Raw genomic sequence first — 24763 nt, 5'->3', positions numbered from 1 at the left:
GAAATAACTCCATTATTTATAAACTTGTACAAAGGATAATAATTCTTCTTTATTTAAAAAACCCATTCGTCTCGCCACTTCTTCTTGATCTTTGTATAAAATAAGAGTAGGGAAACTAGAAACTCTTTGTTCTATAGTTAATTGCCGAAATAAATCAATATCTATTTTAACAAAAAAAATATCTTGTGTTTCTTGTGCTACTTCATGTAAAATAGGAGCTAATTTGCGACATGGAGAGCACCATGTAGCAAAAAAATCAACAAGCACTAATCCTTTGTGATTAATAAAATCATAAAAATTTTGTCCTTGGTAATTAATAATATTTTTTGTTGACATTTGGTAAACACCTTTTTTTAAGACTACAATTTATTATAACTTAAAAAAGTTATAATTTGATAAATAATTTTATCATTTTTTTATCTTTATTTGTGATTTTCGGAACAATAAGGAAAGGAATTTTCTTTTGGTTTTTTTAACTGTTGTCTAATCCGTTTAATGTTAAGACATCCATAAAGCAAAAAAACTAAAGAAGATAAAAACACAATTAATTTGAAAAAGAAATTAAAATAATCAAAATATATTTCTTCAATTACTTCAAAATCCTTCACTTTAAGATTAGAAAATTTTTGTTCAAAAGTGTTTTGAAACAAAGGTTTTAACTTGAAATAAAAAATATCCCCATTTTTATCCATTATACTAACCAATTGATAAAAACCCTCTAACCAACTATTTTTAGTGGTATAAGTCATTTTTTTAATTTCATATTGATCAATTTTAAAAAATAATTCATTTATCGTAAGATTTTTACCTTCCTGATGAAACAACGGTAAAAAGGGCAAGTATGATTGCCAAGAAAATACAATAATTATGGAAACAATAATTAAACTTAGAATATTTAAAGCCAAAAAAAGCAAGTATTTGTTGGCAAACAATAAAGCAAATATTTTAATGTCTAAAAACCAAAAAATAATTCTAATAATAATAATTAACAATAATAAAAAAAACAAAACCAAGATAAAAGAAAAAGCAAAATAAAAAAGCAACTTTGGTTGGTTATTCCTTTCAGTGGAAATGTCTTCTTGGAATTTGTTCTCGTTTAAAAAAGTTTTTATTTCAGCAACTGAAAAAAAATCCTTAGTTTGTAACTTTTTTGCTAAATTTTTAATTAAATTTTGATTTATTTTTACTAAAGATTTAGCATCGCTGTAACATCTTTGTAAAATTTCTTTTTGAAGTTCCTCTTTATCTTTATTTGAGATTGTTTTATATGAAAAAAAGTTAGTTAACTCTTGGGCTTGTTCTAAAGCCTCTTTAAAATCAGAACAAGTTTGATTAATTAGTTTTCCCAAAATAACTTCTTCCGCTGCTTTGCCTGATAAAATAACTATAATTCTTTGAAATAACTCATTTTGAAATGTCCAATAAGAGGAATTTGGTTGAAGCGATAAAAATAAAAAATTATCACTTAAACGCGGCAATAAAGAAATAGAACTAAGAAAATGAGTCTTTTTAATTTGACTGATAATCGTTTTAGCAGCTTGATAAGTAGTAATGATTTCTTTGTCTTTTTGATCATATTTATGATTTTTTTGAGCAAAACCTAATAAAACATTATCTTTAGCTTTAACAATGGTATTCATGTCAATTAGATGATAGCTATTAGTGTTTTCATTGATATTCAAAATTACAGCTTCATTAATAATTGCTTTTAAATGAGCAGCACTAACACCTGGGGTTTCTTGTGCCAATTGTTTAAAATCTATTGTTGAATCAAATTGTTTATTTTTGGCATATGATTTTAAAATATCGTAACGAGTTTGAAAATCAGGTAAATCCACTTTAACTAAATAATCAAATCTACCGGGACGTACCAAAGCTTCATCAAGAACATCGAATCTATTAGTGGCAGCAATGATAATAATAGGAGGTTTTGCTTCTTGAATATTTTGTTTAGTTTTAATACCATCTAGTTCAGTTAAAAGGGTTGTTAAAATTTCTTTTGCTTTCTGATTAAATTCATTTCTTGCTACTCCAAAAGCATCAATTTCATCTATAAAGATAATACTTCCTTTTGTATTTTTGTCTTTATTACCAGCTTCATTAAATAAATCTTTAATTTTTTGAGCACCATCACCATGAATTTTTTGCAAAAAATCAGTACCAACAAAAGAATACCAAAGGGAGTTCCGCCTCACCTGCAAAAGCTTGAGCTAATAAAGTTTTTCCGGTTCCTGGAGGACCATAAAATAAAATTCCTTTAGGGATAGAAGCGCCATTTTGTTCATATTTTTGAGGTTCTTTTAAAAAACCAATAAAACGTTTTAATAATTCTTTTTCTGTTTCCATCCCCGATACTTGATCAAATTTAACAGTGGAATTAATGACATTATTTTGAATTCTATTGTTACTATTAGAAGTATTTTTGACAACTAAAGAAGATAAAGGATTATTATGAAATGAGATTACAGAATCTTTTTTATTTTTTATGCAAAAAAATTCATTATTTTTTAACCGCCAAAGCATAAAAATAAAAAAACAACTAAAAATAAAAGAAAACATTAGAAGAAAGAATTTTTTAATCATTAAAATCATTTTTTGCTACCATCACTTTGGATTAAATTAAAATGAAGAGTTTTTCTTTATAAGAAAGTATAAATTTGAAAAAAGTTAAGTTTTAACTAACCAAAAAGAGCAAAAAAAGATAAAACAAGTGTTGATTTCTCCAAGAAATACTTATAATTGTTCTTATTATGAATGAAAATTTGAAAAAAGATAAAAAATACAAAAAAACATAAAACATAATCATTAAATAATAGTTTTTTATTTTTGTAATAATAAAATATTAAAAGAAAGTAAAAACTAATTTAATAAAAAATCAAAAAAACAACTATATTTTAACTTTTAAATTTAATCTTTCATATGATATTGTTTTTTAATTTCATTTAACAAATAATGATAAATTTTGATATTATTAACGAGATATTTTTTAGCATTTTCGTTGCCCTGACCAATTTTTTCACCTTTATAACTATACCAAGAACCATTTTTTTGAATTAAATTTAATTGTGACGCCATTTCTAAAACTTCTCCTACTTTAGAAATTCCTTTGCCATAAACAATATCAACTACAGCTGTTTGGAGTGGAGGAGCTAATTTAGATTTAAGAATTTTGATTTTTGAACGAATGCCAATCATTTCACCATTTTCCTTAATGATTTCAGTTTTGCGAATATCTAGTCTGATAGAAGAAAAAAATTTTAAAGCTTTGCCTCCAGGAGTAACTTCAGGATTGCCAAAAATAACTCCTGTTTTTTCTCTTAACTGATTAATATAAATTACAATTGTATTTGTTTTGGAAATAATCCCTGATTGTTTGCGCATTGCTTGTCCCATCATTCTTGCTTGCAAACCGATATAATTACTTCCCATATCACCTGCAAGTTCCGCTTCAGGCACCAAAGCTGCCACAGAATCAATAACCAATAAACTAATATTACCACTCGAAATTAATTTTAAAGCGATATCTAAAGCTTGTTCACCTGAATTAGGTTGCGATAAATAAAACTTATTAATATCAACCCCAATAGCTTTAGCATAAGTAGGATCTAAGGCGTGTTCAGCATCAATGAAAGCAACGTTACCACCAGCTTTTTGAGCCTCTGCAATAGCATGTAAGGCTAAAGTTGTTTTTCCAGAACTTTCAGGACCAAAAAGTTCAATAATGCGACCTTTAGCATAACCTCCAACACCTAAAGCAATATCAAGCAATAAAGAACCAGTTGAAATCACTTCAATCCCTTTAATTCCTTTATCATTGAGTTTCATGATGCTGCCTTTACCAAATTTTTTTTCAATTTCCTTAATAGTTTCTTCTAAAGTATTTTTATTTGATGAATTTTGCATATTTTCTCTTTTTTCCTTTGATTTTTTTGATTTTTAATTGTATTTGTGATGTTTTTGATAATAAATATCATATTTACTTTTAAAATTGTTTCAATAGTTTTCAATGTTTTTTTAAAAAAACATTATATATACTTATACTTAAAAAATATAAAAATTCAGCATAAAAAATAATCATAAATGTTGCAAAAAATTATTACTTTATTGATAAATTTTAACATACAAAAATTAAACGTTAATAATAATTTTGAAAAAGAAAAAAACATTCAATTAAATTTTTTAAGAGTTTTTATTGCTTTTACAAATTGATAATCAATTATTTTTAGATGTTGGTAATTTTTTTATTTTGTTAGTTATCAAAAAATCAAATCAAAAATAAAGCAATTAGTTCCAAAATTCATAAATTTTAAATTTATTTAGGTGAAAAATTTTTAACAATAATTTGATAATTTTTGAAAAAATAATCAATCCCTGAGGTAATAGTTAAAAAAACGGCTAAAAATAAAAAAACATCTCCAATGCGATTTATATGGATAAATAAGTTGTGAACATATTGATTTTCCACCTTAGGAAAATAAGGCAAATATAAACCAAAAAAAAGACAAAAAATAGCTAAAAAAGTAGAACCTGTTTTGATTTTTCCCCAAAAAGAAGCTTCAACAACAACTTCATTGTTAGAAGATAATAAACGAATACCAGTTACTAAAAACTCTCTAATAACAATAACCATCAAAATAGGAGGGAAAAAATGTTTAGGAATGATAAAATCATCAGGTTTGCTTTTAGAGCAAAAACGAAATTGACAAAGATAAAAAAGAGCAATAATCACTAGTAGTTTATCAGCAATCGGATCAAAAAATTTACCAAAAACCGTTTGTTGTTTGTATTTTCTAGCGATGTAACCATCTAGATAATCAGTGATCACAGCTGCTACAAAAATGATTTGAAAAGTCAAAACAAAAACCCAATCATAATCATCAAAACACATCAAAGGCACAAGAACAAAAATTAATAAAATACGAAAAATAGTAAGTAAATTAGCAAACAAAGGAAACACAAAAAACCTACTTTCAAATATTTTTTTCATGTCAATATTTTTTTATTATCATAAGTATTTTTTCAATTTTAATTGGAAGAAAAAAATTAATTTTGGCATCAATTGCAAAACAAATAAAAAGAAAAAATAAAAAAGTTGTCTAAATATAAATTAAAAATATATATTTAATTCTCTTTTACATATTTTTTTAAATTTTAAGATATTTTTAATATACTATTCTTATTATATCAGCTATTAAGGAAAAATATTATATCAACTATTAAGAAAAAATAAAATTTTAATGATTTTTTGCAGTCTATTAAAATAAATAAGAAAACTTTCTTCAAAAAAAGAACCTAAATAAATTACAATACCGCCAAAAAACAAAAAAATCAATACTTTTTTATAAACAAAAAAAATAAAACTAGCAAAAAATAACTAAAAAATAAATTTTTTACAACATTTAAGAAAAAATAATAATTTGCATTTTATTATAAAAACCGTAAATTAAATTAAATATGGCTCTTTTTTTAGAAAAAACTTTATAATAAATTTTTTTACTTTACAAATTCATAATTTCTAGGTATAATATTTTGTGTTATTAAAATTATTATTAGTTGGCGGTTGTGGCGAAGTGGTTAACGCGGCGGCTTGTGGCGCCGATATGCGTGGGTTCGATTCCCATCAGCCGCCCCAATAAAATAACAATAAATTGAAGATTAAGGCCCATAGCCAAGTGGTAAGGCAACGGACTTTGACTCCGTGATTCGTTGGTTCAAATCCAGCTGGGTCTGCCATTTTTTTTAAACCCTAAAAAAAATTTAAAAGCGGGTGTGGCGGAATGGTAGACGCACTAGATTTAGGATCTAGCGCTTTAGCGTGCAGGTTCAAATCCTGTCACCCGTACCAATGAAACCATTATATCAAGGGATATGATGTCAATGGTAGCATAACGGTCTCCAAAACCGCTCGTTCGGGTTCAAATCCTGATATCCCTGCCATTTTAAATTGTTTGTTTTTTTAACAAAAGACAGGATTATTTTTTTATTTTATCGAAGAATTAACTCAATAAAATAACAAAGTTGTATATGATAAGTTTCTCTTTTGTAGAAACTTTTTGATTTTTATAAAAAAATCAACAAAAAAATTATCTTATTAAATGATTGACATTTTAACTTTTTTTTGATTAAATAAGGTTGTAGATTGAAAGTTTTTTTAGTCAAAAAAAATGAAAATAATTAATTTTTATTTATTTGAAAAGATGTGTTTTATTTTGATTATAAGATAATTAATCTATTAAAATAAAGTAAGTATGATAAGCGTTTTTAAATAGGAGGCAATTATTTTTGGACATATTTCTTCCAATTACTAATTTTTTTAATAAGAACATTTACTGCGCGTCTATTATTTGTGGAATTATTTTAATTGTTTTTCCAGTTTTTATATTTATTTTTATAAAAGCATTTATTAAATTATTATTATTGATTTATTATATAAATTTTCATATTGCTAACTTTTTTAGTAATTCTAAAAAAACCAAAAAAAACAATAATAAAGATAATTTACCAAATATTTTAATCAATAATAAGGATTTTGATTCTAATTGTCTAATTAATTTAAAATTAATGGAAATGATCGAAAAAAAAGATAATAACAATCGTTTGCAAACTGATTTCTTAGACATGAAACAAAAAATGTTAGAAACATATTTTAATCAAAGAATTTTTGAAATAGAAATGAAACAAAAAATTAAAGACTTAGAAGAGGGGCAAAAACAAACTAAAATTACTCAACCAAAAACAAAAGGTTTTTTAGATGAAATTCCCAACACTTTAAGACAAATTTTAGAAAAATTAAAAAATGTCGAAGAAATGCAATTTGAAATTTTACAAGATTACACAAAAAAAACCCATTACAACTCAAATGATAAAATATTATATGTTCATCCAGAAGATTTTTTACACATTAACAAAGCATTAATGCAACAAAAATACAAACAATTAAAAAATTAACCATCACTTAAACAAAGTGATGGTTTTTTTATTTTATAAATTTGGATTTTTTTGATATCAATTGACTTTTCTTAAATGATTTTTTAAAAGTCAATAAATAAATGTTAATTTTTTTATTTTTCATCTAAGTAAATGGTTTTTTTAGGATTTGATTTTTTTAAGAAAATTCAAAATTATAAATATTATTTGTAAATTTTTTTAAGTGGTAAAAAAAGATTTTTTTTGATTATTACTGTTACTTTTAGTTTAAATTATTCTAAAAAGATAAATAGGGTTAAAGTAATTTATTATAATTTTTCTGGTTTTGAAATAATCTTTAAAGGATTATTATTGAGAATTTTTTTTAATTGTCTTTTTATGGCTATATAATTTAAAAACAAAGGATAACCCAAAACTAATGCAAAAAAAAGAATTATATTAATAATAATTAAGCAAAATATTAGAGAGCTTTTATTGTAAAATATTTTTAAAAAATTTAACGAAGTTTTATTCTGGGGAGTATAACTAGAATAAAGAGAAGCAAGTTTAGAATAAACAAACACAAGGAAAAGCAAAAATAATCCATAAACTGGGGATGCTAAAAATTGTATTTTGCTTAATTTAAAATTTAACAAATAAAATATTTTGGCAATATCTTTGTCTGAAGCTCCTAAGGATTTTAAAATACCGATATCTTTGTTTTTTAAAACTATAACATGTTTCATCCGCATAATTATTTGAAACAAACCAAAACTTAAATAATAAAGGTGAATAAATAAAAGTGAACCTAATGCAGTCATGATGCCAGAATCAAACTTGTTTTTAATAACAGCAAACATTAATAAATTTAAACAAATCAAAAGAGTAATAGTTAGTAAAAAAAACAGCAACACTTGTATTTAAGATAATTTTTGTAAAGTTTTTTATTATTTTGAAAAATATTTTTAGTTATTAAAAGAGCGGATTGTTTAGAGATGCAAGAATTATTGTGGCTGAAATCTAAAATCTGAGAATTATTGTCATAAGTTAAATTAGCGGGAGTAGGAAAAAAGTTATGGATCAAAAAATTAGTTTTTTGTTGTAATAACACTTTAACTTCTACTTCGGTATAAATTTTTAAAAGAGGATTTTTTTCTTTAGTAATATTTTTTGTTGGTGTTTTTTTAGTCCAATCTTTGATAATTTGACCTTCTTGTAATTCAATAATACGTAGTCCATTATTTTAAAGCACTTTGGGTGTCGTGAGAAACAACGATAACTAATTTTTCTTTGGTAATTCTTTCTAAATATTCAAAAATAATTTCGCTCGTTTTTTCATCAAGGTTACCGGTTGGTTCATCAGCTAAAATCATTTTAGATTGTTTAATTAAAGCACGGGCTATACTTACTCTTTGTTTTTGTCCTCCAGAGAAAGTTGATAAGGGTATCTTGTTGCTAAATTTTGTAAATCAACTTGTTTTAAGGTTTGATAGATTTGTTCATCATCAAACTTTTTTGACTGTAATTCACAAATAATTTTAATATTTTCAAAAACAGTTAAGTTTTCTAATAAATTATACTCTTGAAAAATAAAACCTAAAAAATAATTACGATAAATATCCAAATGTTGATTCGATAATATTTGAATCTCTTGATTACCAATTGTAATAGTTCCCCGACTAGGTTTATCTATACCACCTAAAAGATTTAATAAAATCGATTTACCAGAACCAGACTTACCAGTCAGAAAAATTAACCCTTTTTTAGGCAACTCAAAAGAAACATCTTTTAAAATAGAAATATTAGAAAATATTTTAGATAAATGGTTAACTTTTAGCATAAATTAATTTTAAATCTCTCTTTTTTAATATTTTAATTTTATATTATCAAAATCAAAAAAACACAAAAATAAAAAAATGGTTAATTCTTAAAACCATAAGTTTATTTTTTAGTTTTGATAGAAGTTTTATTATTCTTTATTTTATAGATAACGTAATAAATTGTTGTAATAACTAAAGTAGTCACAGCCACAGATGCGATAATAATTTCTGTAATAAATCGTGAAATAGCTTTTTTAGCTTTTTCAGGCACCTCTTCTTTTGCTTTTTCTGCTTCCTTTTTAACTTGATTTGCTGAGATATTAAAAATATTTCTAGCTAATTTAGAGATAATTGCATCTAAATCTCTAGAATTTTCACCTAAAGCTATAGCTAATATTTTAGTGAAAAAAGGGTGTTCTTCCAAAAACTTTTTAACTCCTGAAATTGTGTTTTTTCGATCATCATCTTCAGACAAAGAAGAATGAGCTTCAACTGAAGGCCATAAATTGTTAATTTGATTTTTAAATTTATCATACCAGCTTTTTGTTTCTTTTGATAGTATCTTGTTGTTTGGTTCTTGTACTAATGTTGGAATTTGCTTTATTTTTGTTTGCGCATCCTTTAATATTGCTTGATAGACTTCTTTTAATTTAAGATTATTAGTTGTAACAAAAAAAGATAAAATATGTTGTTTCCAATTTTGATGAGGTTTTAATAGTTCTAAAGCTTTTGAAAATCCATTGTTTTCTTGGTATTCTTGGATTTTTTTATATGTTTTTTCAGCTTCTAACCAAGCTGTGTTTTTCTCTAAAAAACTCGTTAATTCTGTTTTTTCATTAATATTAATTAAATTATTGATTTGAGTTTTAATTTTCTCTATTGTTTGCATTTCTTGTTCTACTTCATATTTTTCTTTTGCAATTTCAACAGTTGTGTCACATTCTGAAGAACCATAAACTACATTTTTACTTTTAAAAACCACAGTGGTGAAATTAAAAAGATTAAAAAAGATTAAAAAGCTAAAATATAATATATTTAAAAATATTCCTATCAAAAATATTTTTTTAATTTTGAAATTCATAAATTTAGTTTCCTATCTTAAAAAACTTTACTACTTAACTATTATAACTATTTTTAATGATAAAATCAAATATTTTAATTGTTTTATTTTTTTATTTTTGGATGGCATGAAAGGATTGTTTGTGTTTGGTTATCTATTTAAAGATAAAATTAAAATAAAAAATACATTTTTTTGCTCCAAATTTTTCTTTTATTTTTTTTGTCGGTAAAATAAAAATCTTTTTACACCCTATAAGTATAATTAATTTCTTTTAATAATTTTGACTATAAGAACACAAGTCCATTGTAAACGAATAAAATAAATTGGTTGAAACAATATTATATAAAACTCTTTTGAATCCATTTTTTTCTAAGTTATAATTTACAATATTTTTATAGTTCTTAGATATTTTTTGATAGATTTCTTTATTTTATATTGTTTTTATTTGGATTTAAAATATTTATGAATAAAAAAAATGTTAAAATTATGAATAAAAAATTATTTTAGTTTTTTTATCTAAGTTTTAGAGTTTTGGAATAATTCGAACTCCTCTTGAATACATAAATTTAATGCTTTCATTATACTATTTTTTAAGTTTTATAGTTAGCTTAATTATTTTTTAAAAGTTTTTTATTTTTGTTTTTCTATCTTATTTTATTATAAAAAAATTATCTTTTTGTTTTAATGTCAAAAAAATAAAATGTGTTATAATTAAAAGAGGTTATTAATGTTTTCTTTTCTTTAACAAGAAACCTTTTTCGTAAAAAAATTACTGTCTAAAAAAAAATACATAAACCTTTATTTGAATTTATTATAAATTAAATAAAAAATAATGAAAATTGAAAAATTTTAACGAAAGGCGAAAAAATTATGTATAAAAAAAAAATCATTGCAAACATTGATGGCACATTGTTCAAAAACATGATTATCAATGGATCTATCAATTTACACAATAACTATCATAAAATTGATAATTTAAATGTTTTTCCTGTTCCTGATAGAGATACGGGAACTAATATGAAAATTACTATGATGTCAGGAGTCGCATCAATCAAATTTTTAAAAAGTAATTCTATTGTTGAAGTTTCACAAGTTTTATCTAAAGCTTTATTGTTTGGGGCTAAAGGGAATTCGGGAGTTATATTGTCGCAGTTTTTTTCGGGAATGACAGAAACTTTTACTAAATTACAAAAAACTTCCATTAACCTTGAAGAATTTATTCAGTCTTTGCAAAACGGATATCAAAAAGCCTATCAAGCTATTATTAAACCAACAGAAGGAACTATTTTAACTGTTTTTCGTGAATCAGTTGAAAAAACAATAGAGCAAAAAGATAAATTTAAATCCATTATTGATGTAATGGAAAGTTTTTTAACCAACGCCAAAACAACACTAGCTAAAACTACTAACTTATTGGCAGTTCTGCAAAAAGCTGGAGTAGTTGATAGCGGAGGAGCTGGTTTTGTTGAAATTTTAAAAGGAATTTTGCAATTTTTAAAAGAAGACAAAATGATTGAAATGCAAGATTTATCTTTACAAACACAAATAAATACATATCATATTCATCATTTAGGTGAAGTTGATATTAAATATATTTATTGCACTGAATATGTTTTTCAACTAAAAAACATTAATCACTTTAATATTGAAAAAATCAAAAGTGATTTTTCAACGAAAGGCGATTCTTTGGTTTTAGTGCAAGACAAAGAAATTTTAAAAATACATATTCACACTAATCAACCTGGTGCTATTTTAGAAAAACTTTTAGAATATGGTAATTTACAAATTAGTAAAATTGATAACATGAAAGAACAACATCAAAAAATAATCAATGAAAATTACATTTATGATCATAAAAACGAAGTTTTAGAAATAGGAAAGTCAAAACAAATTCAATATTATTTAATTGTTTTTGCAAAAGATATTAAAATTGAAAAGTTATTAGTTGATTTTAAAATAAACCACATTATAAAGGAAATTAATTTTATAAAACAAGATTTTTTTAAATTAATTGGCAATATTAATTCTCCATATATTATTATTTTTCCTAATAGCTTAGAAATATTAAATATGTTATCTCAAAGCGTTATTCCCGCCCATAAAGAACAAAAAATTATTATTTTACCAACTACAAACATTGCTCAAACATACAGCGCTCTTTTATCTTTTGATCAATCATTGGATTGGAATCAAAACAAAGAAATTATTGAAAACACAATTAAAAATATTCAAACAGGTGAAATTATTGCCGCTAATCAAATCAATAAAAATCTTATTATTGATAAACGAATTACCGATATTCAAAAAGAAAGTTATCTATCAATTTGTGAAGGTAAAATAATAGCTATTAAACCAAGTAAATATGAAGCTATTAGCGCTCTTTTAACTAAAATGATTAAACCTTATCAAAGTTTTTTAACTATTTTTTATAATGCTTCTATTTCAGATACTAACGAATTAGCTAAAATTGAACAATATTTAGAAAAAAATTATGATTATTTAGAATTAGAAATAATTGAAAATGCTAACGATAGTGCTCCTTATATTTTATCTTTAGAATAAAAATGGTTTTAAAAAGATCATTTTTATGTTTTTTGCGGATATGACGGAATGGTAGACGTGCATGCTTGAGGGGCATGTAAGAATTTTCTTGTGTGAGTTCGAATCTCATTATCCGCACCAATTTAAATTTTTAAAAACAAAAAGAACAATCTTTTGAAAAATAAAAGATTGTTCTTTTTGTTTTTAAATGATTATTATATAAATTTATAAAATATTTTTTTAAATAAAATAAATTTTATAAAAAAATAATATTGATTTGGAGCGGGCGAGGGGAATCGAACCCCCGTTTCATGCTTGGCAAGCACGTATAATAACCACTATATGACACCCACATTTTTTTTAAGAAACTTACAATTTGGTGCCCTTAACAAGAATTGAACTTGTATTTCAGCATTACCATTGCTACGTTCTACCATTAAACTATAAGGGCTTAACATATTTTATTATATCATTAATTTTATAATTATAAAGTTTTTAATTTCAAACAAAGAATTTTATTGAAATAATTTTATCACTAAAAAAACAAAAAAATTAATTAAAAAACTTGACTAAAAAGATAAATAAGTTATAATAGTTAGTAGGTTATTAAAACCGAAATATTTTAAATAAAGGAGTTATTAGTAATAATGCAAGATAAAAAACACCGAGGAACATGTAAATGGTTTGCCAAAGATAAAGGCTTTGGTTTTATTCTTTCATCTGATCAAAAGGAAATCTTTGTACATTGGCGTTCTATCCTAACTGAAATGCTTGGAAGAAAAACATTAAACGAAGGCGATCAAGTTGAATTCAGTATTGAAGAAAGCGACCGCGGACCTCAAGCGAAAGATGTTATCATAATTAACGAATAACATTACTAAACTAATAAAAAAAGAAAATTAATTCTTTTTTTATTGCGTTAATCGCATTTTTAACTTATTAATGTTTTGAAATCAACATTAATAAGTTAAAATAAAAGTATGGGGATGTTCTTGGATTTGCCAGGATCATGAAAGTTTATATGGCATATCTTGGTTACGCAAGTAAAAACGTCGAGGTTTATAATAACCGGAAAACATTCAAACGCAGAACCAATTATTAATAATTGGATTCCATCTTCTTTCAGTACCTCTTCACAATTAGCTTTTGCTTAAAAAATAGTAAACTGGGTATTTTAATTCTTGAGCGTTATATATAGCTCCTAATTTTTGAGTGGTATAGTCAAACATTTTTTAATTGTTTTGCCACCGAAATTGAAATCGATTGATTTGGTTTTGTGAGTTATATTAAATAATTACTTTATAGACTCTTTTTTATATATTCATATTTTTATTAATCCTATTTTTTAAAGTAAGCTTGCTTCATTAGTTTGTCTTTGACTATTGATAGCAAATTTAACAAAGACTAATAATTTATTTTTTGTGTTTGTTTATAAATAAATTATAAAAATCTTAAAATAAACTAAATATGTAGAGCATATAAATTAAAATGGTCTTGTACATGGGTTCGAATCCCATCATCTCCACCAAAAAAAAAAAAAATAGTAATTATTTTTCCCAAAAAGAATTTTTCTAGGAAGTTTCTTTTTTGGAAAAATCATAAAATTGTGTTAATTCATTAATTTTATCAATTATTTTATGTATTTTAACATAATTGTTATCATTAGTGTTTCCCATTAAATGTTTATCTAATTGCAAAAAATTATAATTACTGCTAACGAAAAGAGGTAATTTTTTTTCAGCTCGATAATGTAGAAGAGGTAATAAAATTTCATCACGAAACCAAGGATTAACGTTTTCAGCTCCAAAATCATCCAAAATCAAACAATCAATTTTTTTTAATTGTTGAAATCTAATTTCTAATAAATTATTATATAAAAAGCTTTTAAATTTACGTGTTAAATTAGGCATAAATAGAAACATAACAGGTATTTCTTTTTTAATCAATTGTTGTGCTAAAGCCTTTAAAAAAAAGGTTTTACCTGTTTTAAAAGAACCACAAAGATAAAAACCTTTGTCTGTTTTTCTAAAATTTTTAATTATTTTTTGCATTTCTTTATAAACTTTTTTTTTACTTTCGCTATCAATAATTAATTTATTAAAAGAATATTGTTCTAATTCAAACTCACTATCAAACAAAGCATTTGTTTTTTTGCAATTTTCTTGAAATTTAATTTTGCTAGATTGTAAAGTAGGCACCCAAACAACCCTAATAAAAGGGGTTTTTTTTAATTCTTGACGATAACCATCTTCATTTTCTTTCATTTTATTTTTATAATAGTGATAGTAAGTTAATAAATCATCGTCAGCAATAATTAAATCTTTAGTTTCTGGATTTTGGGCAATTATTTTTCTTATTTTGGTTTTGATATCTAATAAATCCATTTTTAACTTCTCCTTTAATAATATTTGATTTTTATTTTATTTAAATTTATGATTGCCATTTTTTTTTAATTTCATCTATCCATTTCGGTTTATCTTGAGATTTTTTAAAATTGTTTTGATTTTGAGTTTTATTTTCTGTTAAAAAATCATAAGCTGTTTCGACATCTACAACGCCTTTTTGTGCCCATGATTTTAAAGTTTTTTCTAAATAAACAACCGAAGGTAAAATACCATCGCGATACCTTAAAATATAAATTAATAATACATTCACTAACCCTAATTCTAAATCATTTCTTTCTAATAACTGAAAAACAACATCACTTGCCATGGCTTGATTATTTTTTTGACAATAATCTTTAATAATTCTTTGGGTTGCATCAGCTTTTTTTAAAAAAGAAATCATTTTTTCTTCGTCATCTTCTATTTTTTTAGAAGAAACAATTTTTTTATTCTTATTGTTTTGGTGATGATTTTTTTTAACATTTAAACGCAATTTTGACAAATCAATATCATCAGGGTTAAGAAAGCTTTTTTGATAAATTTCTGCCATCATTTGAGGTGATAAATCATAGACTAAACTTAATTTTTGAATAAAATCCATTGTTTTGAACTCCACTAAAAAGGGTTTTTTGAAACGCTCTGGTAAGTTTTTTAAAAATAGTTCATAATTAAAATTATTTTTTAGAAAACTTTTATCAAAAAGTCCAATAAATTTTTTTTGATCAAGATTTTTGTTAAAATTAATTTTTTGAAATTGATATATCTCGTCAAATTTTTTACTAATATCTTGAAATCCTTCTAAATGCATAGTTTCTCTTAAAAAATGGCTTTGTAAATTAAAATAATTTTTTTCACCGATTTCACTTAATAAAAAGTTACTTAAAAGAGGATCTTGTAAAAAATCATTACCTTTATAAGGGGCAATAACTAAATAAATCTTTTCTTTTTGATTATTTTTTTGATAAGTAGCTAATAAATTGAGTGCTTCTAGTTTTTCTTTACTTTCTGAAAAAATATCTTCAGAAATGCCAGCAAGATCAAATAAAAATTGATGTTGATATTCGAAATTTGATTTTAAAGATAACAAAATATAATAAATTCCTAAAGCTTGAGCGCCTATTAATGGTTGATAAAGCAAATTAAGATTTTTATGATCTTCAAACGATAAAGAGATTTGATTTTCTATTTTAAACAAGTTAAAACGATTGTTAATCATTTTAAACCTCCTTTCTTCTTTAATTAATTTTTTATATGATTTTGACATGAGGGACAAAAATAAGTCCCTCTACCACCAACCTTAATTTTAATAATTTTAGACATACATTCAATACAAGGATGATTTTGTTTACCGTGAACTAAAAGATAATTTTGAAAAGAACCTTTTGTTCCTTCTTCTGATTCAAAAGTACTAATGGTAGAACCTCCGAAATGAATTGCTCTTTTTAAAACTTTTTTAGAAATTTGTAAAATATTTTGAACTTGGTTTAGAGTTAAATTGCAAGCTTTTGTTTCAGGATGTAATTTTGCTAAAAATAAAATTTCATTGACATAAATATTACCTAAACCAGAAATATTTTTTTGATTCAACAAAGCCTTTTTTAAAACAGTTTTGGTTTTGATTATTTTTTGATAAAAATCCATAAGATTAATTTCAAAAGGATCTAAAGCTAATTGATGAAGTGTTGTTTTGGTTAAAAAACATGATTGATGGTGAACTTCAAATCTTCCAAATTTACGAATATCATAATATCTTAAAGAATTGTCATTATCAAAAAATAAAACAAAATGCTCGTTTTTTTCATGATTATTGTTAGATGGTTTTATAAATAATTTTCCTTCCATCCTTAAATGTCCGATTAAAACGAGTTTTTGAGTTAGAAAAAATAATAAAAATTTTCCTTTTCTTTGGATATCTAAAATAACTTCCCCTTTTATTTGTTTAAATTCTTTAATATTTTTAACAATTGGTTCATAAAAAATTTTAACTCCAATAATTTTTTTACCAATTAGTTGAGATTTTAAAATGTTTACAATAATTTGAACTTCGGGTAATTCTGGCATAATTATTGACTCCTTGCAATTATATCGTTAATATAACAAATTAGTTTATCATGATTTTTCAATTTGAGTTTTTTTATTTACAAAAATATTTAAAAAAGGATTGCAATATTTAGCCATTAAATCTATATCGTTTTGTAAACAATGATTTAAGAAAGAGTAAGTGATTTTGTTTGTATTATCGCTTTTATTCAAATGACGAAATAATTGTAAAAGAGTTATTTTTTGAAGATCTAAAATATTTTCTTGTAAAAAGAAAAATAAAAAAGATAAACGATGATCTTTTTTTTCTAAAAGCAATAAAGAAGGTAAAAAGACTTTTCTTTTTAAAAAAGTTTCTAAATATTGCTTTTCTTTGATTTGTTGCAACAACTTATTTAGATAATCTAATATCTGGCTATCAACATTTAAATATTGATCGACAAATATAGTTGCATTAATAGGAGAAATCTTTAATTCTTGAGCAATATTGTTTACGATATTGTAAGATAGATGATGAGTTTCATTGTTTTTTTCAATCATTTCCTTGCTATTTTTTACTTTTGGAACAATCCCAAAAAAAGCTAATTTTTCTTGGTCTTGTGTTGTATCGTTTAAAAATTTAAAAAAATTTTTTATTTTGATAATATTACCTAAAATAGCTAATGTTTTTAACGTTATTACAGGGAAATTGCTTAAAATATATATATTATTGTTAAAAATTGTATTTACAAGATAATATTTTGGACTTAAAAAAACTTCTAAATTTTTTATTTGAGATATTTTTTGACTATGAACATTTTCTTGTTGTTTTTCTTGATGTTCTAATTGAGCTAAAACTGAAGTTAAAGGTAATTCTATTTCATAGAATAAAAATAATTGCTTTTCTAAATTGAGATGATTTTGAACATGTTCTTTAATATTTGCAAGTAAAAAAGCTTTTAAAGATAAACTTTTTTCTAAGTTATCATTTTGTGACAATTGATTAGCAAAATTAGTTTGATTTAAAAGATCTATTTTAGCAAAGATGTATTCAATCTTAAAACTTTCTAAAGGGAAAAGAAGATAAGTTGCTGCTAACAAATCAAAATTAATTCCATCAATTATTTTTCCTTTTTTTTTAAAAAACAACTGTATTTGATAAGCATTAAAAACATTTTTATGAAAAAGAGGATTTTTGAGGTAATTGATAAAAAGGTGATTATTGAAAGCGATATTTGCTTCTAGAAAAAAATTATACTTTTTAGTTCCATCGGAAAAACCAATTCCTAACATGTTAATGCTATTAGCATCAAATTCAAAATAACAAGTCCAAGTTTGATCAGGTTTAATTTCTTTTATAATTTTATTTAAAGATTCATTTTGGTTAATTATTTGATAAGCAAAGGGATCTTTTAATTCTTGATTATTATTGTTTTTGCTATTTTCTAAAGATGAATTTTCTGATTTAAAATTAACATATTTAGTAATTTTTAACCTTCTAAAATCCATTTCCTCATAAAAAGTTTGAATTTGATAATATGAGCATTCTTGCATTTTAGTTTGATACAATTCAAAAGGTAAAGGAATTTTAGTATCAATGGTTGTCAAAATTTTAGATAATTCTAAATTTACCATAGAATCATTAATTTTAGTTTTTAAACTAGGTTTAATTTCTTCTAAACAATTAAGTAAATTATCTAAACTATCGTAAGTTTGTAATAATCTTTGCGCTGTTTTAGGCCCAATGCCTGCAACTCCTTTAATATTATCAGAAGGATCCCCAACTAAAGCTTTATAATCAATCATTTGATTTTCTTTTAAGCCGTATTCTTCTAATAAAGTTTGAGGACAATAATTTTTAATAACTTTTAAACCTTTTTTAATTAAATAAACACTGATGTTTGCATCTACTAATTGTAATAAATCTTGATCACTTGAATAAATAGAAACTTTAATCTTGTTGTCACTCGCTTTTTTAGCTAAAGTACCAATAATATCATCTGCTTCATATTCATCTTGAAAATAATGTTTTACCCCAATTAAAGTTAAATATTGTTTAATTAAGGGGATTTGACTAATTAATTCGGATGGGGTAGCAGGTCTACCTTTTTTATAATCACTGTATATTTGATGTCTTTTGGTTGGATGATGTGTATCAAAAGCTACTAATATGTATTCTTGTGTTTCTTGCAAAATTTTTTCAAACATTTTAATAAAAGATAAAAGGGCGTTAGTATAAACACCTTTTTTATTTTGTAAAAGTTTTGTACCGTTGTTAGCTGTTGCGTGATATGCTCTAAAAAGTAGCGAATTTCCATCAACTAAAACCAAATGTTGCATCTTTTCCTCCTAGATAAATTAATATTTTTTTAAGTGATGGGGTGATTTAATGCTAAAAAAAGAAAGTTACAAAAAACTTTCTTGGAATATTGTTTTAATTATTTTGTCTTTAGTTTTAAATATTTTTCTTTATTTTAAATTATTGAAAAAGGACAAAGGGTCATCTTGTAATTTGGTAAAATCTTGGTCATTAAAGTTTTTCATTTGCTTGGCTAATTTTTTTTGTTGTTCTAATAGAGTTATTAATTGGTTAATATCAGTTAATTTATTACCAGAACCTACAGCAATGCGAACTCTTCTTTTTCCACTTAAAGAAATTAATTGGGGATTTTTTCTTTCTTTATTGGTCATACTTTGAATTAAAACTTCAAATTTTTTTAAGTTTTCATCATTAATATCTGCAGAAAGGTTTTTTATTTTATTACCTAATCCTGGAATAAAACTTAATATTTTACTAAAAGAACCCATTTTTTTTAAAGTTTTTAATTGTTTTTGAAAATCATAATAATTATAATTATTATCAAAAAAGCGATCCATCATTTTTTTACCTTGAACAGGATCAATTTTGTCAGTAACTGTTTCAATTAAAGTTAAAACATCACCCATTCCTAAAAGTCGTGATGCCATTCTATCAGGATTAAAAGATTCTAAAAAATCAATAGTTTCCGAAGAGGAAATAAATTTTAAAGGTAATTGAGTCATTGTTCTTACAGATAATGAAGCACCTCCTTTGGTATCAGCGTCCATTTTGGTTAAAATAATACCAGTAGCACCAACTTGTTGATGGAAAGATTGAGCATTATGAGCTGATTGTTGTCCTGTTAAAGCATCGATAATTAACAAAACTTCCGAAGGATTGCATTTAGTTTTAATTTCTTGTAGTTCATTCATCATTTTTTTATCAATGTTTAATCTTCCTGCAGTATCGATAATTACTGCATCATATCCTTCTTTTTTAGCGTATTGCAAACCTTCATCAACAATATTTACAACTTTAGGATTTTCATTTGAAAAAACATCTATTTTAATTTGTTTACCGATGGTTTTTAATTGTTCGATAGCCCCTGGACGATAAACATCACAAGCAATTAACAAAACTTTTCTATTGTTTTTTTTTCTTAACCAAAGTGCTAATTTACCCGCTGTAGTAGTTTTGCCACTGCCTTGCAATCCTATTAACATAATAGTAGTTAAATTAGGTTTGGGTTTTAATATCAAATCAGCTCGGGTCGAACCTAAAATTTGAGTTAAAGTTTCATTAATGATTTTGATGATGTGTTCTTTCGGTTTTAAACCTTTTAAAACTTCTTGTTTTAAACTTTTTTGACTAATAAGATCATGAAATTTATCTACTACTTTTATATTAACATCAGCTTGTATTAAAGATAGGCGAATTTCTTGCATAATAGTTTCAATATCTTTGGATTCGATGATTGTTTTTCCTTGGATCTTATTAATAATTTTTTGTAATCCATCTCCTAATATGCTCATTTGGGATAGCTTTTACTCCTTTGTTTTTATAATATCTATTATTTAAAGATAAATAATTTTATTGTAAATATTTTTCAGGAAAAAAATTTTGAAATAAATGAAAAAGATAATTTTGAATATCAAAAGCAATTAAATCTTCTGGTTGTTCTCCTAAACCAATATATTTAGTTGATAAGCCATATAAATGCTTGATGGCAAAAACAATACCACCTTTGGAAGTGCCGTCCAATTTAGTTAGAATTGCCCCCATCAGAGGAACTGCCGCATTAAATAATTCGACTTGATTTAAGGCATTTTGTCCTGTATTAGCATCTAAAACTAAAAAAGATTGCAAGTTTTTTAAAGGTAAATGCTTTAAAATAACTCTTTTTATTTTAGCTAATTCTTGCATTAAGTTAGTTTTGTTTTGTAATCTACCTGCAGTATCACATAAAATAACATCATAATCATTTTTTTTAGCATATTGTAAACCTTCAAAAATAACACTTGATGGACTAGTTGAGCCAATTTTTTCAAAAACTTGAGTTTTGGAACGTTTTCCCCAAATTTTTAATTGTTCAATTGCTCCTGCACGAAAAGTATCTCCTGCAATTAAAAGGACTTTTTTTCCTTCTTGTTTAAATTTAGTAGCCATTTTGCCAATAGTGGTAGTTTTTCCAACTCCATTAATACCAACAAATAAATACATTTGAGGTATTTTTTGATTTAAGGAATTTTGATGAATTTTTGAATCATCAATTACTATATTTTCACTTAAAAATTCTTTTGAGTTATCTTGATATAATTGCAGCATTTTTTCTATAATAATGGGTGGTAATTTATGAGTTTCTTTAATGTTTGATTGATTAAGTTCAACTTTGATAGTTTGCATTAAAAAAAGAGTTGTTTTGACACCAAAATCACTTGTTATGAGTATATTTTCTAAAGCGGATAACAAAGAGTGTTCAATATTTTTAGATTCTTTCAAAAGAATTTCAAAATTAGTAAAAATATCTTTTGTTTTTCCTAACCCTAACTGATATTTATCATTATTTTTGTTTTGGAAAAATTTCTTTTTAAACCATTGAAACATTTAAAATCCCCATTTTCTTAAAAATTACATAAAAAAATAATAACTGAAAAGTTTCACTATATTTATTATAACTAAAAAGAGTTTGTTTTGAAATTAATTTTTCATAAAAAAATATTTTTTTTAAAAAGATAGTTTTATTGCAAGTGTAATGACAATATTTTTTTAAAAAATAAAATTATTATAAACGATTTTAACACAACAAAAACTTTGTTTTTAACAATGACTGAAAATATTCAAAAACAAAACAAATCGAATTAATTTAGTTAAACAATTAAACAAAAAAATCATAAAAACTATTAATTAAATCCGATATTAAAAATTTTAAAAAAATGAAACCAAATTAAAACAAATGTATTAGTTTCTAAATATGAAAAAAAGAAATATTTAATTTTCCTACAAAATTTAATTGCAAATATCAAAATTAAAAATTTTAAAAAAGAACATAATTAAACAAATAAAAAAATATTCATTGAAAATTTAATCTTTTTGATTACCAAACAAAATTTAAAAAACATTAATCATTTTCTTTTGGAATTGGGAAAATAAAATGTATTGAAGATTCTTTTTCTAAAGTAGTTACAACAAAAGGTTTTAAAGAGTTTTCAAAATAAAAAACAATTTCGCAAACCGTTAAAACTTTTAAAATATCTTCTAAATATTTAGCATTAAAGGTTATCCCAAAACTTTTGGAAACCACTTTTAAAGGAATAATTTTTTCTAAAGCTGTCCCTAAATTTTCATTTGAAATCGATATTTCAATTATTTTTTCTTTAGTTAATTCAAATAAAATAACATTATTATTTATTTCTTCTTTTGAAAAAAATAAGGAAATTCTTTCTAAAATCTTTATTAATTCTTCTTTATTCAAATGGATAACAGAAGGAAAAGCTTGCAAATTAAATTCTTGAATTTTAGGATAATTACCTTCTAAAAGAGAAGTGCAAAACCATAAATTATCAATTTCTAAAAAAATTTTTTTATTATTTGAATAAAATTTTAAATTTTCATTTTCATAATATTCTAATATTTTAATCAATTCTTCTAAACTTTTGTTAGGGACAACAATATCAAAATCACGATAAAAAACGTCTAATTCAATCTTTTTGCGACTTATTCTAAAAGAATCGGTTGCCAAAGCTTTTAAGTTTTTTTGTTCATAAATTAAATTAGAACCCATCAAAATAGGTCTTTTTTCACTTTTAGAGCTAGCAATATTTACTTCTTTAATCATTTTTTTAAAACAAAAAACTTTGATCTTGAAAAAATCTATTTCTTGAAAATTAAAATTAAGCGACAAAAAATCTAAAACATCCATTAATTTTAATTTATATTCACAAAAACTAGTTTGAATTACTAGAAAATTATTTTCTGTAACTGTTATTTTAATTAAAGAATCATTAATTTTTTTAATTATTTCAATAAAATATTTACCCAAACAAGCAATTTGACCTTCTTTTTTGATTTTCAAACTTTGATCTTGAATTGTTATTTTAATTGCAATGTTACCATTATTAACTTCTAAAGTTAAAATATTTTTTTGGGCTGTTATTTTTAATGCATTAAAAATAGGGAAAAAACTTTTTTGTGGTAAAATTTTATGTATTTTTAAAAGTTGTTGTAAAAATACATCTTTATTAATTTCTAAATACATTAAAACAAATTATTTCCTTCCTAATTTTTTTAATTTTTTTTCTTCAAGGTTAAGAATTTATTTTCTTTAAAATAAGTTCAATTGATCTTTTTAATTCACAATCATTTTCACAAGTTTTTTTAATCTTTTGATAAGCTTTAAAAATAGCTGAATGATTTCTTTTAAAAAAACTTCCAATAATGTTATAAGGTATTCCTTTTAACTCTTTAATTAAATACATTGCAACATGCCTTGGTAAAGTATATTTATGTTGTTTTTTTTTCCCCATTAAATCACGAATACTAATGTTAAAAAATTTACTAACTATTAATTTAATTTTTTCCAAAATATCTTCATCGTAAGAAATATTTTTTTTACTCTTTATTAAAGGTTCTAAAGCCTCATTAGCTACTTTTAAATTAATTTCATAACCAAATGTTTTAGCATAGTTTAATAATCTTAATAAAGCCCCTTCCATCTCTCTTATATTATTTACAAAAGTAAAAGAAATTAATTCTAAAACTTCTTTTTTGACTTTTAAAGGGTCTTTGTTTTGAAATTCTAATATTTTCTTTTTTAAAATATTAATTCTATGTTCAAAATCAGGACTTTGAATATCAACCATCAATCCTGCTTCAAAACGTGAAGTTAATCTATTCATAATATTTTTTAATTCTGAAGCTGGTTTATCACTTGTAATAATAATTTGTTTTTGATTTAAATAAAGATAATCAAAAAGTTTAAAAAATTCCATTTGGGTTCTTGTAGCACCTGCCATAATTTGAATATCATCAACTAATAAAACATCAATATCGCGATATTTTTCATTAAAATCTTCCATTTTAGCTTTTCTTAATTGATTAGTAAATTCTTCAATAAAACCATCAGCTTTAACATATAAAATTTTTTTTTCTTTTTTTTCTATTATATAATTTCCAATTCCTTGAATAAGATGAGTTTTTCCAATTCCGGTTTTTCCAAAAATATAGAAAGGATTTATTGAAATTTCATTTTCTTCTATTATTTTTTTAGCTATTTGAAATGCAAATTTGTTACTTTTACCAATTACAAAATTATCTAAATTATATTTAGAATTTATATTTCCACAATTATATTTATTGAAATTTATTTTTCTATCTTCAATTTCTATGTTTTCATTTTTTTCAAAATTTGTTTTTTGGTTTTTTTCTTTAGAAATAAATTCAATTTCAATTTTTTCTTTTATTTCATTTTTAATTATTTCTTTTATTTTTTTAAAATACATTTTATAAATTTTATTTTTTATAAAATCTGTTTCTACTAAAATAATGATTTTTTTGTTTTCGTTATAAATTTTTTCAATATTAGAAAATGTTTCTTTAAAAACTTCATCACTATAAATTTTAGATAAATTTTCTAAAATTATTTCCCATATTTTAATATAAGAATTTATTTTCATTTTAAATCCTTTATTATTTTATTATTTTATTATTTTATTATTTTATTATTTTATTATTATAA

At 23.6% G+C, this 24763-nt stretch carries 20 protein-coding genes and 7 tRNA genes; 8 read left to right on the top strand and 19 right to left on the bottom strand.

Annotated features, from left to right (window positions below):
- Window positions 1-12: 12 nt before the first annotated feature.
- From PSOL_RS00135 to pgsA, 5 genes are all read right to left on the bottom strand, one after another.
- Window positions 13-336 (bottom strand): thioredoxin family protein, encoded by a 324-nt coding sequence (locus PSOL_RS00135; protein WP_349401969.1) that lies wholly within the window; start codon window positions 334-336, stop codon window positions 13-15.
- An 86-nt stretch (window positions 337-422) separates the two neighbouring features.
- A complete protein-coding gene (locus tag PSOL_RS00130; protein WP_349401968.1) occupies window positions 423-2195 on the bottom strand; it encodes an AAA family ATPase in 1773 nt (590 codons plus the stop codon).
- On the bottom strand, window positions 2155-2523 hold the full coding sequence (locus PSOL_RS00125) for an AAA family ATPase (protein ID WP_349401967.1): 369 nt from the start codon (window positions 2521-2523) through the stop codon (window positions 2155-2157). The genes PSOL_RS00130 and PSOL_RS00125 overlap by 41 nt, the downstream gene beginning before the upstream one ends.
- A gap of 384 nt (window positions 2524-2907) precedes the next feature.
- Window positions 2908-3903, bottom strand: coding sequence for a recombinase RecA (gene recA / locus PSOL_RS00120; protein WP_349401966.1), 996 nt, complete (start codon window positions 3901-3903; stop codon window positions 2908-2910).
- Between the two features lie 409 nt (window positions 3904-4312).
- On the bottom strand, window positions 4313-4987 hold the full coding sequence (pgsA, locus tag PSOL_RS00115) for a CDP-diacylglycerol--glycerol-3-phosphate 3-phosphatidyltransferase (protein WP_349401965.1): 675 nt from the start codon (window positions 4985-4987) through the stop codon (window positions 4313-4315).
- Between the two features lie 569 nt (window positions 4988-5556).
- Between pgsA and PSOL_RS00110 the strand changes: the two genes are divergently transcribed.
- From PSOL_RS00110 to PSOL_RS00090, 5 genes are all read left to right on the top strand, one after another.
- Window positions 5557-5632, top strand: a tRNA-His gene (locus tag PSOL_RS00110).
- Window positions 5633-5658: 26 nt separating this feature from the next.
- A tRNA-Gln gene (locus PSOL_RS00105) sits at window positions 5659-5733 on the top strand.
- Between the two features lie 30 nt (window positions 5734-5763).
- Window positions 5764-5845 (top strand) — tRNA-Leu (locus PSOL_RS00100).
- Between the two features lie 17 nt (window positions 5846-5862).
- Window positions 5863-5937: transfer RNA gene (locus PSOL_RS00095), tRNA-Trp, on the top strand.
- 480 nt (window positions 5938-6417) lie between these two features.
- The gene (locus PSOL_RS00090; protein WP_349401964.1) at window positions 6418-6948 is read left to right on the top strand and encodes a hypothetical protein; all 531 of its coding nucleotides are present in this window, start codon (window positions 6418-6420) and stop codon (window positions 6946-6948) included.
- A 287-nt stretch (window positions 6949-7235) separates the two neighbouring features.
- Here the strand turns inward: PSOL_RS00090 and PSOL_RS00085 are convergent, their stop codons facing one another.
- From PSOL_RS00085 to PSOL_RS00070, 4 genes are all read right to left on the bottom strand, one after another.
- Complete coding sequence (locus tag PSOL_RS00085; protein ID WP_349401963.1) at window positions 7236-7787, bottom strand: hypothetical protein; 552 nt, start codon at window positions 7785-7787, stop codon at window positions 7236-7238.
- A 357-nt stretch (window positions 7788-8144) separates the two neighbouring features.
- Entirely contained in the window at window positions 8145-8279 is a 135-nt protein-coding gene (locus tag PSOL_RS00080) for a hypothetical protein (RefSeq protein ID WP_349401962.1), read from the bottom strand.
- 32 nt (window positions 8280-8311) lie between these two features.
- The gene (locus PSOL_RS00075) at window positions 8312-8746 is read right to left on the bottom strand and encodes an ATP-binding cassette domain-containing protein (protein WP_349401961.1); all 435 of its coding nucleotides are present in this window, start codon (window positions 8744-8746) and stop codon (window positions 8312-8314) included.
- Window positions 8747-8847: 101 nt separating this feature from the next.
- Complete coding sequence (locus PSOL_RS00070; protein ID WP_349401960.1) at window positions 8848-9807, bottom strand: hypothetical protein; 960 nt, start codon at window positions 9805-9807, stop codon at window positions 8848-8850.
- 849 nt (window positions 9808-10656) lie between these two features.
- Between PSOL_RS00070 and PSOL_RS00065 the strand changes: the two genes are divergently transcribed.
- A complete protein-coding gene (locus PSOL_RS00065) occupies window positions 10657-12348 on the top strand; it encodes a DAK2 domain-containing protein (RefSeq protein WP_349401959.1) in 1692 nt (563 codons plus the stop codon).
- A 34-nt stretch (window positions 12349-12382) separates the two neighbouring features.
- Window positions 12383-12468: transfer RNA gene (locus tag PSOL_RS00060), tRNA-Leu, on the top strand.
- A gap of 137 nt (window positions 12469-12605) precedes the next feature.
- On the opposite strand, the gene PSOL_RS00055 is transcribed toward PSOL_RS00060, so the two are convergent.
- Window positions 12606-12680 (bottom strand) — tRNA-Gly (locus tag PSOL_RS00055).
- Between the two features lie 24 nt (window positions 12681-12704).
- A tRNA-Thr gene (locus tag PSOL_RS00050) sits at window positions 12705-12778 on the bottom strand.
- A 196-nt stretch (window positions 12779-12974) separates the two neighbouring features.
- On the opposite strand from PSOL_RS00050, the gene PSOL_RS00045 reads away from it, so the two are divergent.
- Window positions 12975-13199 (top strand): cold-shock protein, encoded by a 225-nt coding sequence (locus PSOL_RS00045; protein ID WP_349401958.1) that lies wholly within the window; start codon window positions 12975-12977, stop codon window positions 13197-13199.
- 699 nt (window positions 13200-13898) lie between these two features.
- Here PSOL_RS00045 and PSOL_RS00040 read toward each other — a convergent pair.
- From PSOL_RS00040 to dnaA, 8 genes are all read right to left on the bottom strand, one after another.
- The gene (locus PSOL_RS00040) at window positions 13899-14711 is read right to left on the bottom strand and encodes an ATP-binding protein (protein WP_349401957.1); all 813 of its coding nucleotides are present in this window, start codon (window positions 14709-14711) and stop codon (window positions 13899-13901) included.
- Between the two features lie 46 nt (window positions 14712-14757).
- A complete protein-coding gene (locus PSOL_RS00035) occupies window positions 14758-15927 on the bottom strand; it encodes a replication initiation protein (RefSeq protein ID WP_349401956.1) in 1170 nt (389 codons plus the stop codon).
- Window positions 15928-15950: 23 nt separating this feature from the next.
- Window positions 15951-16772, bottom strand: a complete 822-nt coding sequence (gene mutM, locus PSOL_RS00030) for a DNA-formamidopyrimidine glycosylase (RefSeq protein WP_349401955.1) — start codon at window positions 16770-16772, stop codon at window positions 15951-15953.
- Window positions 16773-16820: 48 nt separating this feature from the next.
- The gene (locus PSOL_RS00025) at window positions 16821-19070 is read right to left on the bottom strand and encodes a 5'-3' exonuclease H3TH domain-containing protein (protein ID WP_349401954.1); all 2250 of its coding nucleotides are present in this window, start codon (window positions 19068-19070) and stop codon (window positions 16821-16823) included.
- A 129-nt stretch (window positions 19071-19199) separates the two neighbouring features.
- Entirely contained in the window at window positions 19200-20561 is a 1362-nt protein-coding gene (gene ffh / locus PSOL_RS00020) for a signal recognition particle protein (RefSeq protein ID WP_349401953.1), read from the bottom strand.
- A 58-nt stretch (window positions 20562-20619) separates the two neighbouring features.
- The gene (ftsY, locus tag PSOL_RS00015; protein WP_349401952.1) at window positions 20620-21633 is read right to left on the bottom strand and encodes a signal recognition particle-docking protein FtsY; all 1014 of its coding nucleotides are present in this window, start codon (window positions 21631-21633) and stop codon (window positions 20620-20622) included.
- A gap of 514 nt (window positions 21634-22147) precedes the next feature.
- Window positions 22148-23284: a DNA polymerase III subunit beta gene (gene dnaN / locus PSOL_RS00010; protein ID WP_349401951.1), complete on the bottom strand. Its 1137-nt coding sequence runs from the start codon at window positions 23282-23284 to the stop codon at window positions 22148-22150.
- A gap of 49 nt (window positions 23285-23333) precedes the next feature.
- Window positions 23334-24695 (bottom strand): chromosomal replication initiator protein DnaA, encoded by a 1362-nt coding sequence (gene dnaA, locus PSOL_RS00005; protein ID WP_434062269.1) that lies wholly within the window; start codon window positions 24693-24695, stop codon window positions 23334-23336.
- Between the last annotated feature and the right edge of the window lie 68 nt (window positions 24696-24763).

Origin of the sequence: Candidatus Phytoplasma solani, assembly GCF_040126175.1 — a bacterium.
In the GTDB taxonomy this organism is placed as follows: Bacteria; Bacillota_I; Bacilli_A; order Acholeplasmatales; family Acholeplasmataceae; genus Phytoplasma; species Phytoplasma solani_A.
Note: the sequence above shows the minus strand (reverse complement) of the source record. Positions and strands in the feature narration are given on the sequence as shown.

What these genes read in the sequence shown, in the direction of transcription:
- PSOL_RS00135 (WP_349401969.1), bottom strand. Translation starts at nt 336, where the DNA reads ATGTCAACAAAAAATATTATTAATTACCAAGGACAAAATTTTTATGAT.
- PSOL_RS00125 (WP_349401967.1), bottom strand. Translation starts at nt 2,523, where the DNA reads ATGCTTTGGCGGTTAAAAAATAATGAATTTTTTTGCATAAAAAATAAA.
- recA (WP_349401966.1), bottom strand. Translation starts at nt 3,903, where the DNA reads ATGCAAAATTCATCAAATAAAAATACTTTAGAAGAAACTATTAAGGAA.
- pgsA (WP_349401965.1), bottom strand. Translation starts at nt 4,987, where the DNA reads ATGAAAAAAATATTTGAAAGTAGGTTTTTTGTGTTTCCTTTGTTTGCT.
- PSOL_RS00080 (WP_349401962.1), bottom strand. Translation starts at nt 8,279, where the DNA reads ATGATTTTAGCTGATGAACCAACCGGTAACCTTGATGAAAAAACGAGC.
- PSOL_RS00075 (WP_349401961.1), bottom strand. Translation starts at nt 8,746, where the DNA reads ATGCTAAAAGTTAACCATTTATCTAAAATATTTTCTAATATTTCTATT.
- PSOL_RS00070 (WP_349401960.1), bottom strand. Translation starts at nt 9,807, where the DNA reads ATGAATTTCAAAATTAAAAAAATATTTTTGATAGGAATATTTTTAAAT.
- PSOL_RS00065 (WP_349401959.1), top strand. Translation starts at nt 10,657, where the DNA reads ATGTATAAAAAAAAAATCATTGCAAACATTGATGGCACATTGTTCAAA.
- PSOL_RS00045 (WP_349401958.1), top strand. Translation starts at nt 12,975, where the DNA reads ATGCAAGATAAAAAACACCGAGGAACATGTAAATGGTTTGCCAAAGAT.
- PSOL_RS00040 (WP_349401957.1), bottom strand. Translation starts at nt 14,711, where the DNA reads ATGGATTTATTAGATATCAAAACCAAAATAAGAAAAATAATTGCCCAA.
- PSOL_RS00035 (WP_349401956.1), bottom strand. Translation starts at nt 15,927, where the DNA reads ATGATTAACAATCGTTTTAACTTGTTTAAAATAGAAAATCAAATCTCT.
- mutM (WP_349401955.1), bottom strand. Translation starts at nt 16,772, where the DNA reads ATGCCAGAATTACCCGAAGTTCAAATTATTGTAAACATTTTAAAATCT.
- PSOL_RS00025 (WP_349401954.1), bottom strand. Translation starts at nt 19,070, where the DNA reads ATGCAACATTTGGTTTTAGTTGATGGAAATTCGCTACTTTTTAGAGCA.
- ffh (WP_349401953.1), bottom strand. Translation starts at nt 20,561, where the DNA reads ATGAGCATATTAGGAGATGGATTACAAAAAATTATTAATAAGATCCAA.
- ftsY (WP_349401952.1), bottom strand. Translation starts at nt 21,633, where the DNA reads ATGTTTCAATGGTTTAAAAAGAAATTTTTCCAAAACAAAAATAATGAT.
- dnaN (WP_349401951.1), bottom strand. Translation starts at nt 23,284, where the DNA reads ATGTATTTAGAAATTAATAAAGATGTATTTTTACAACAACTTTTAAAA.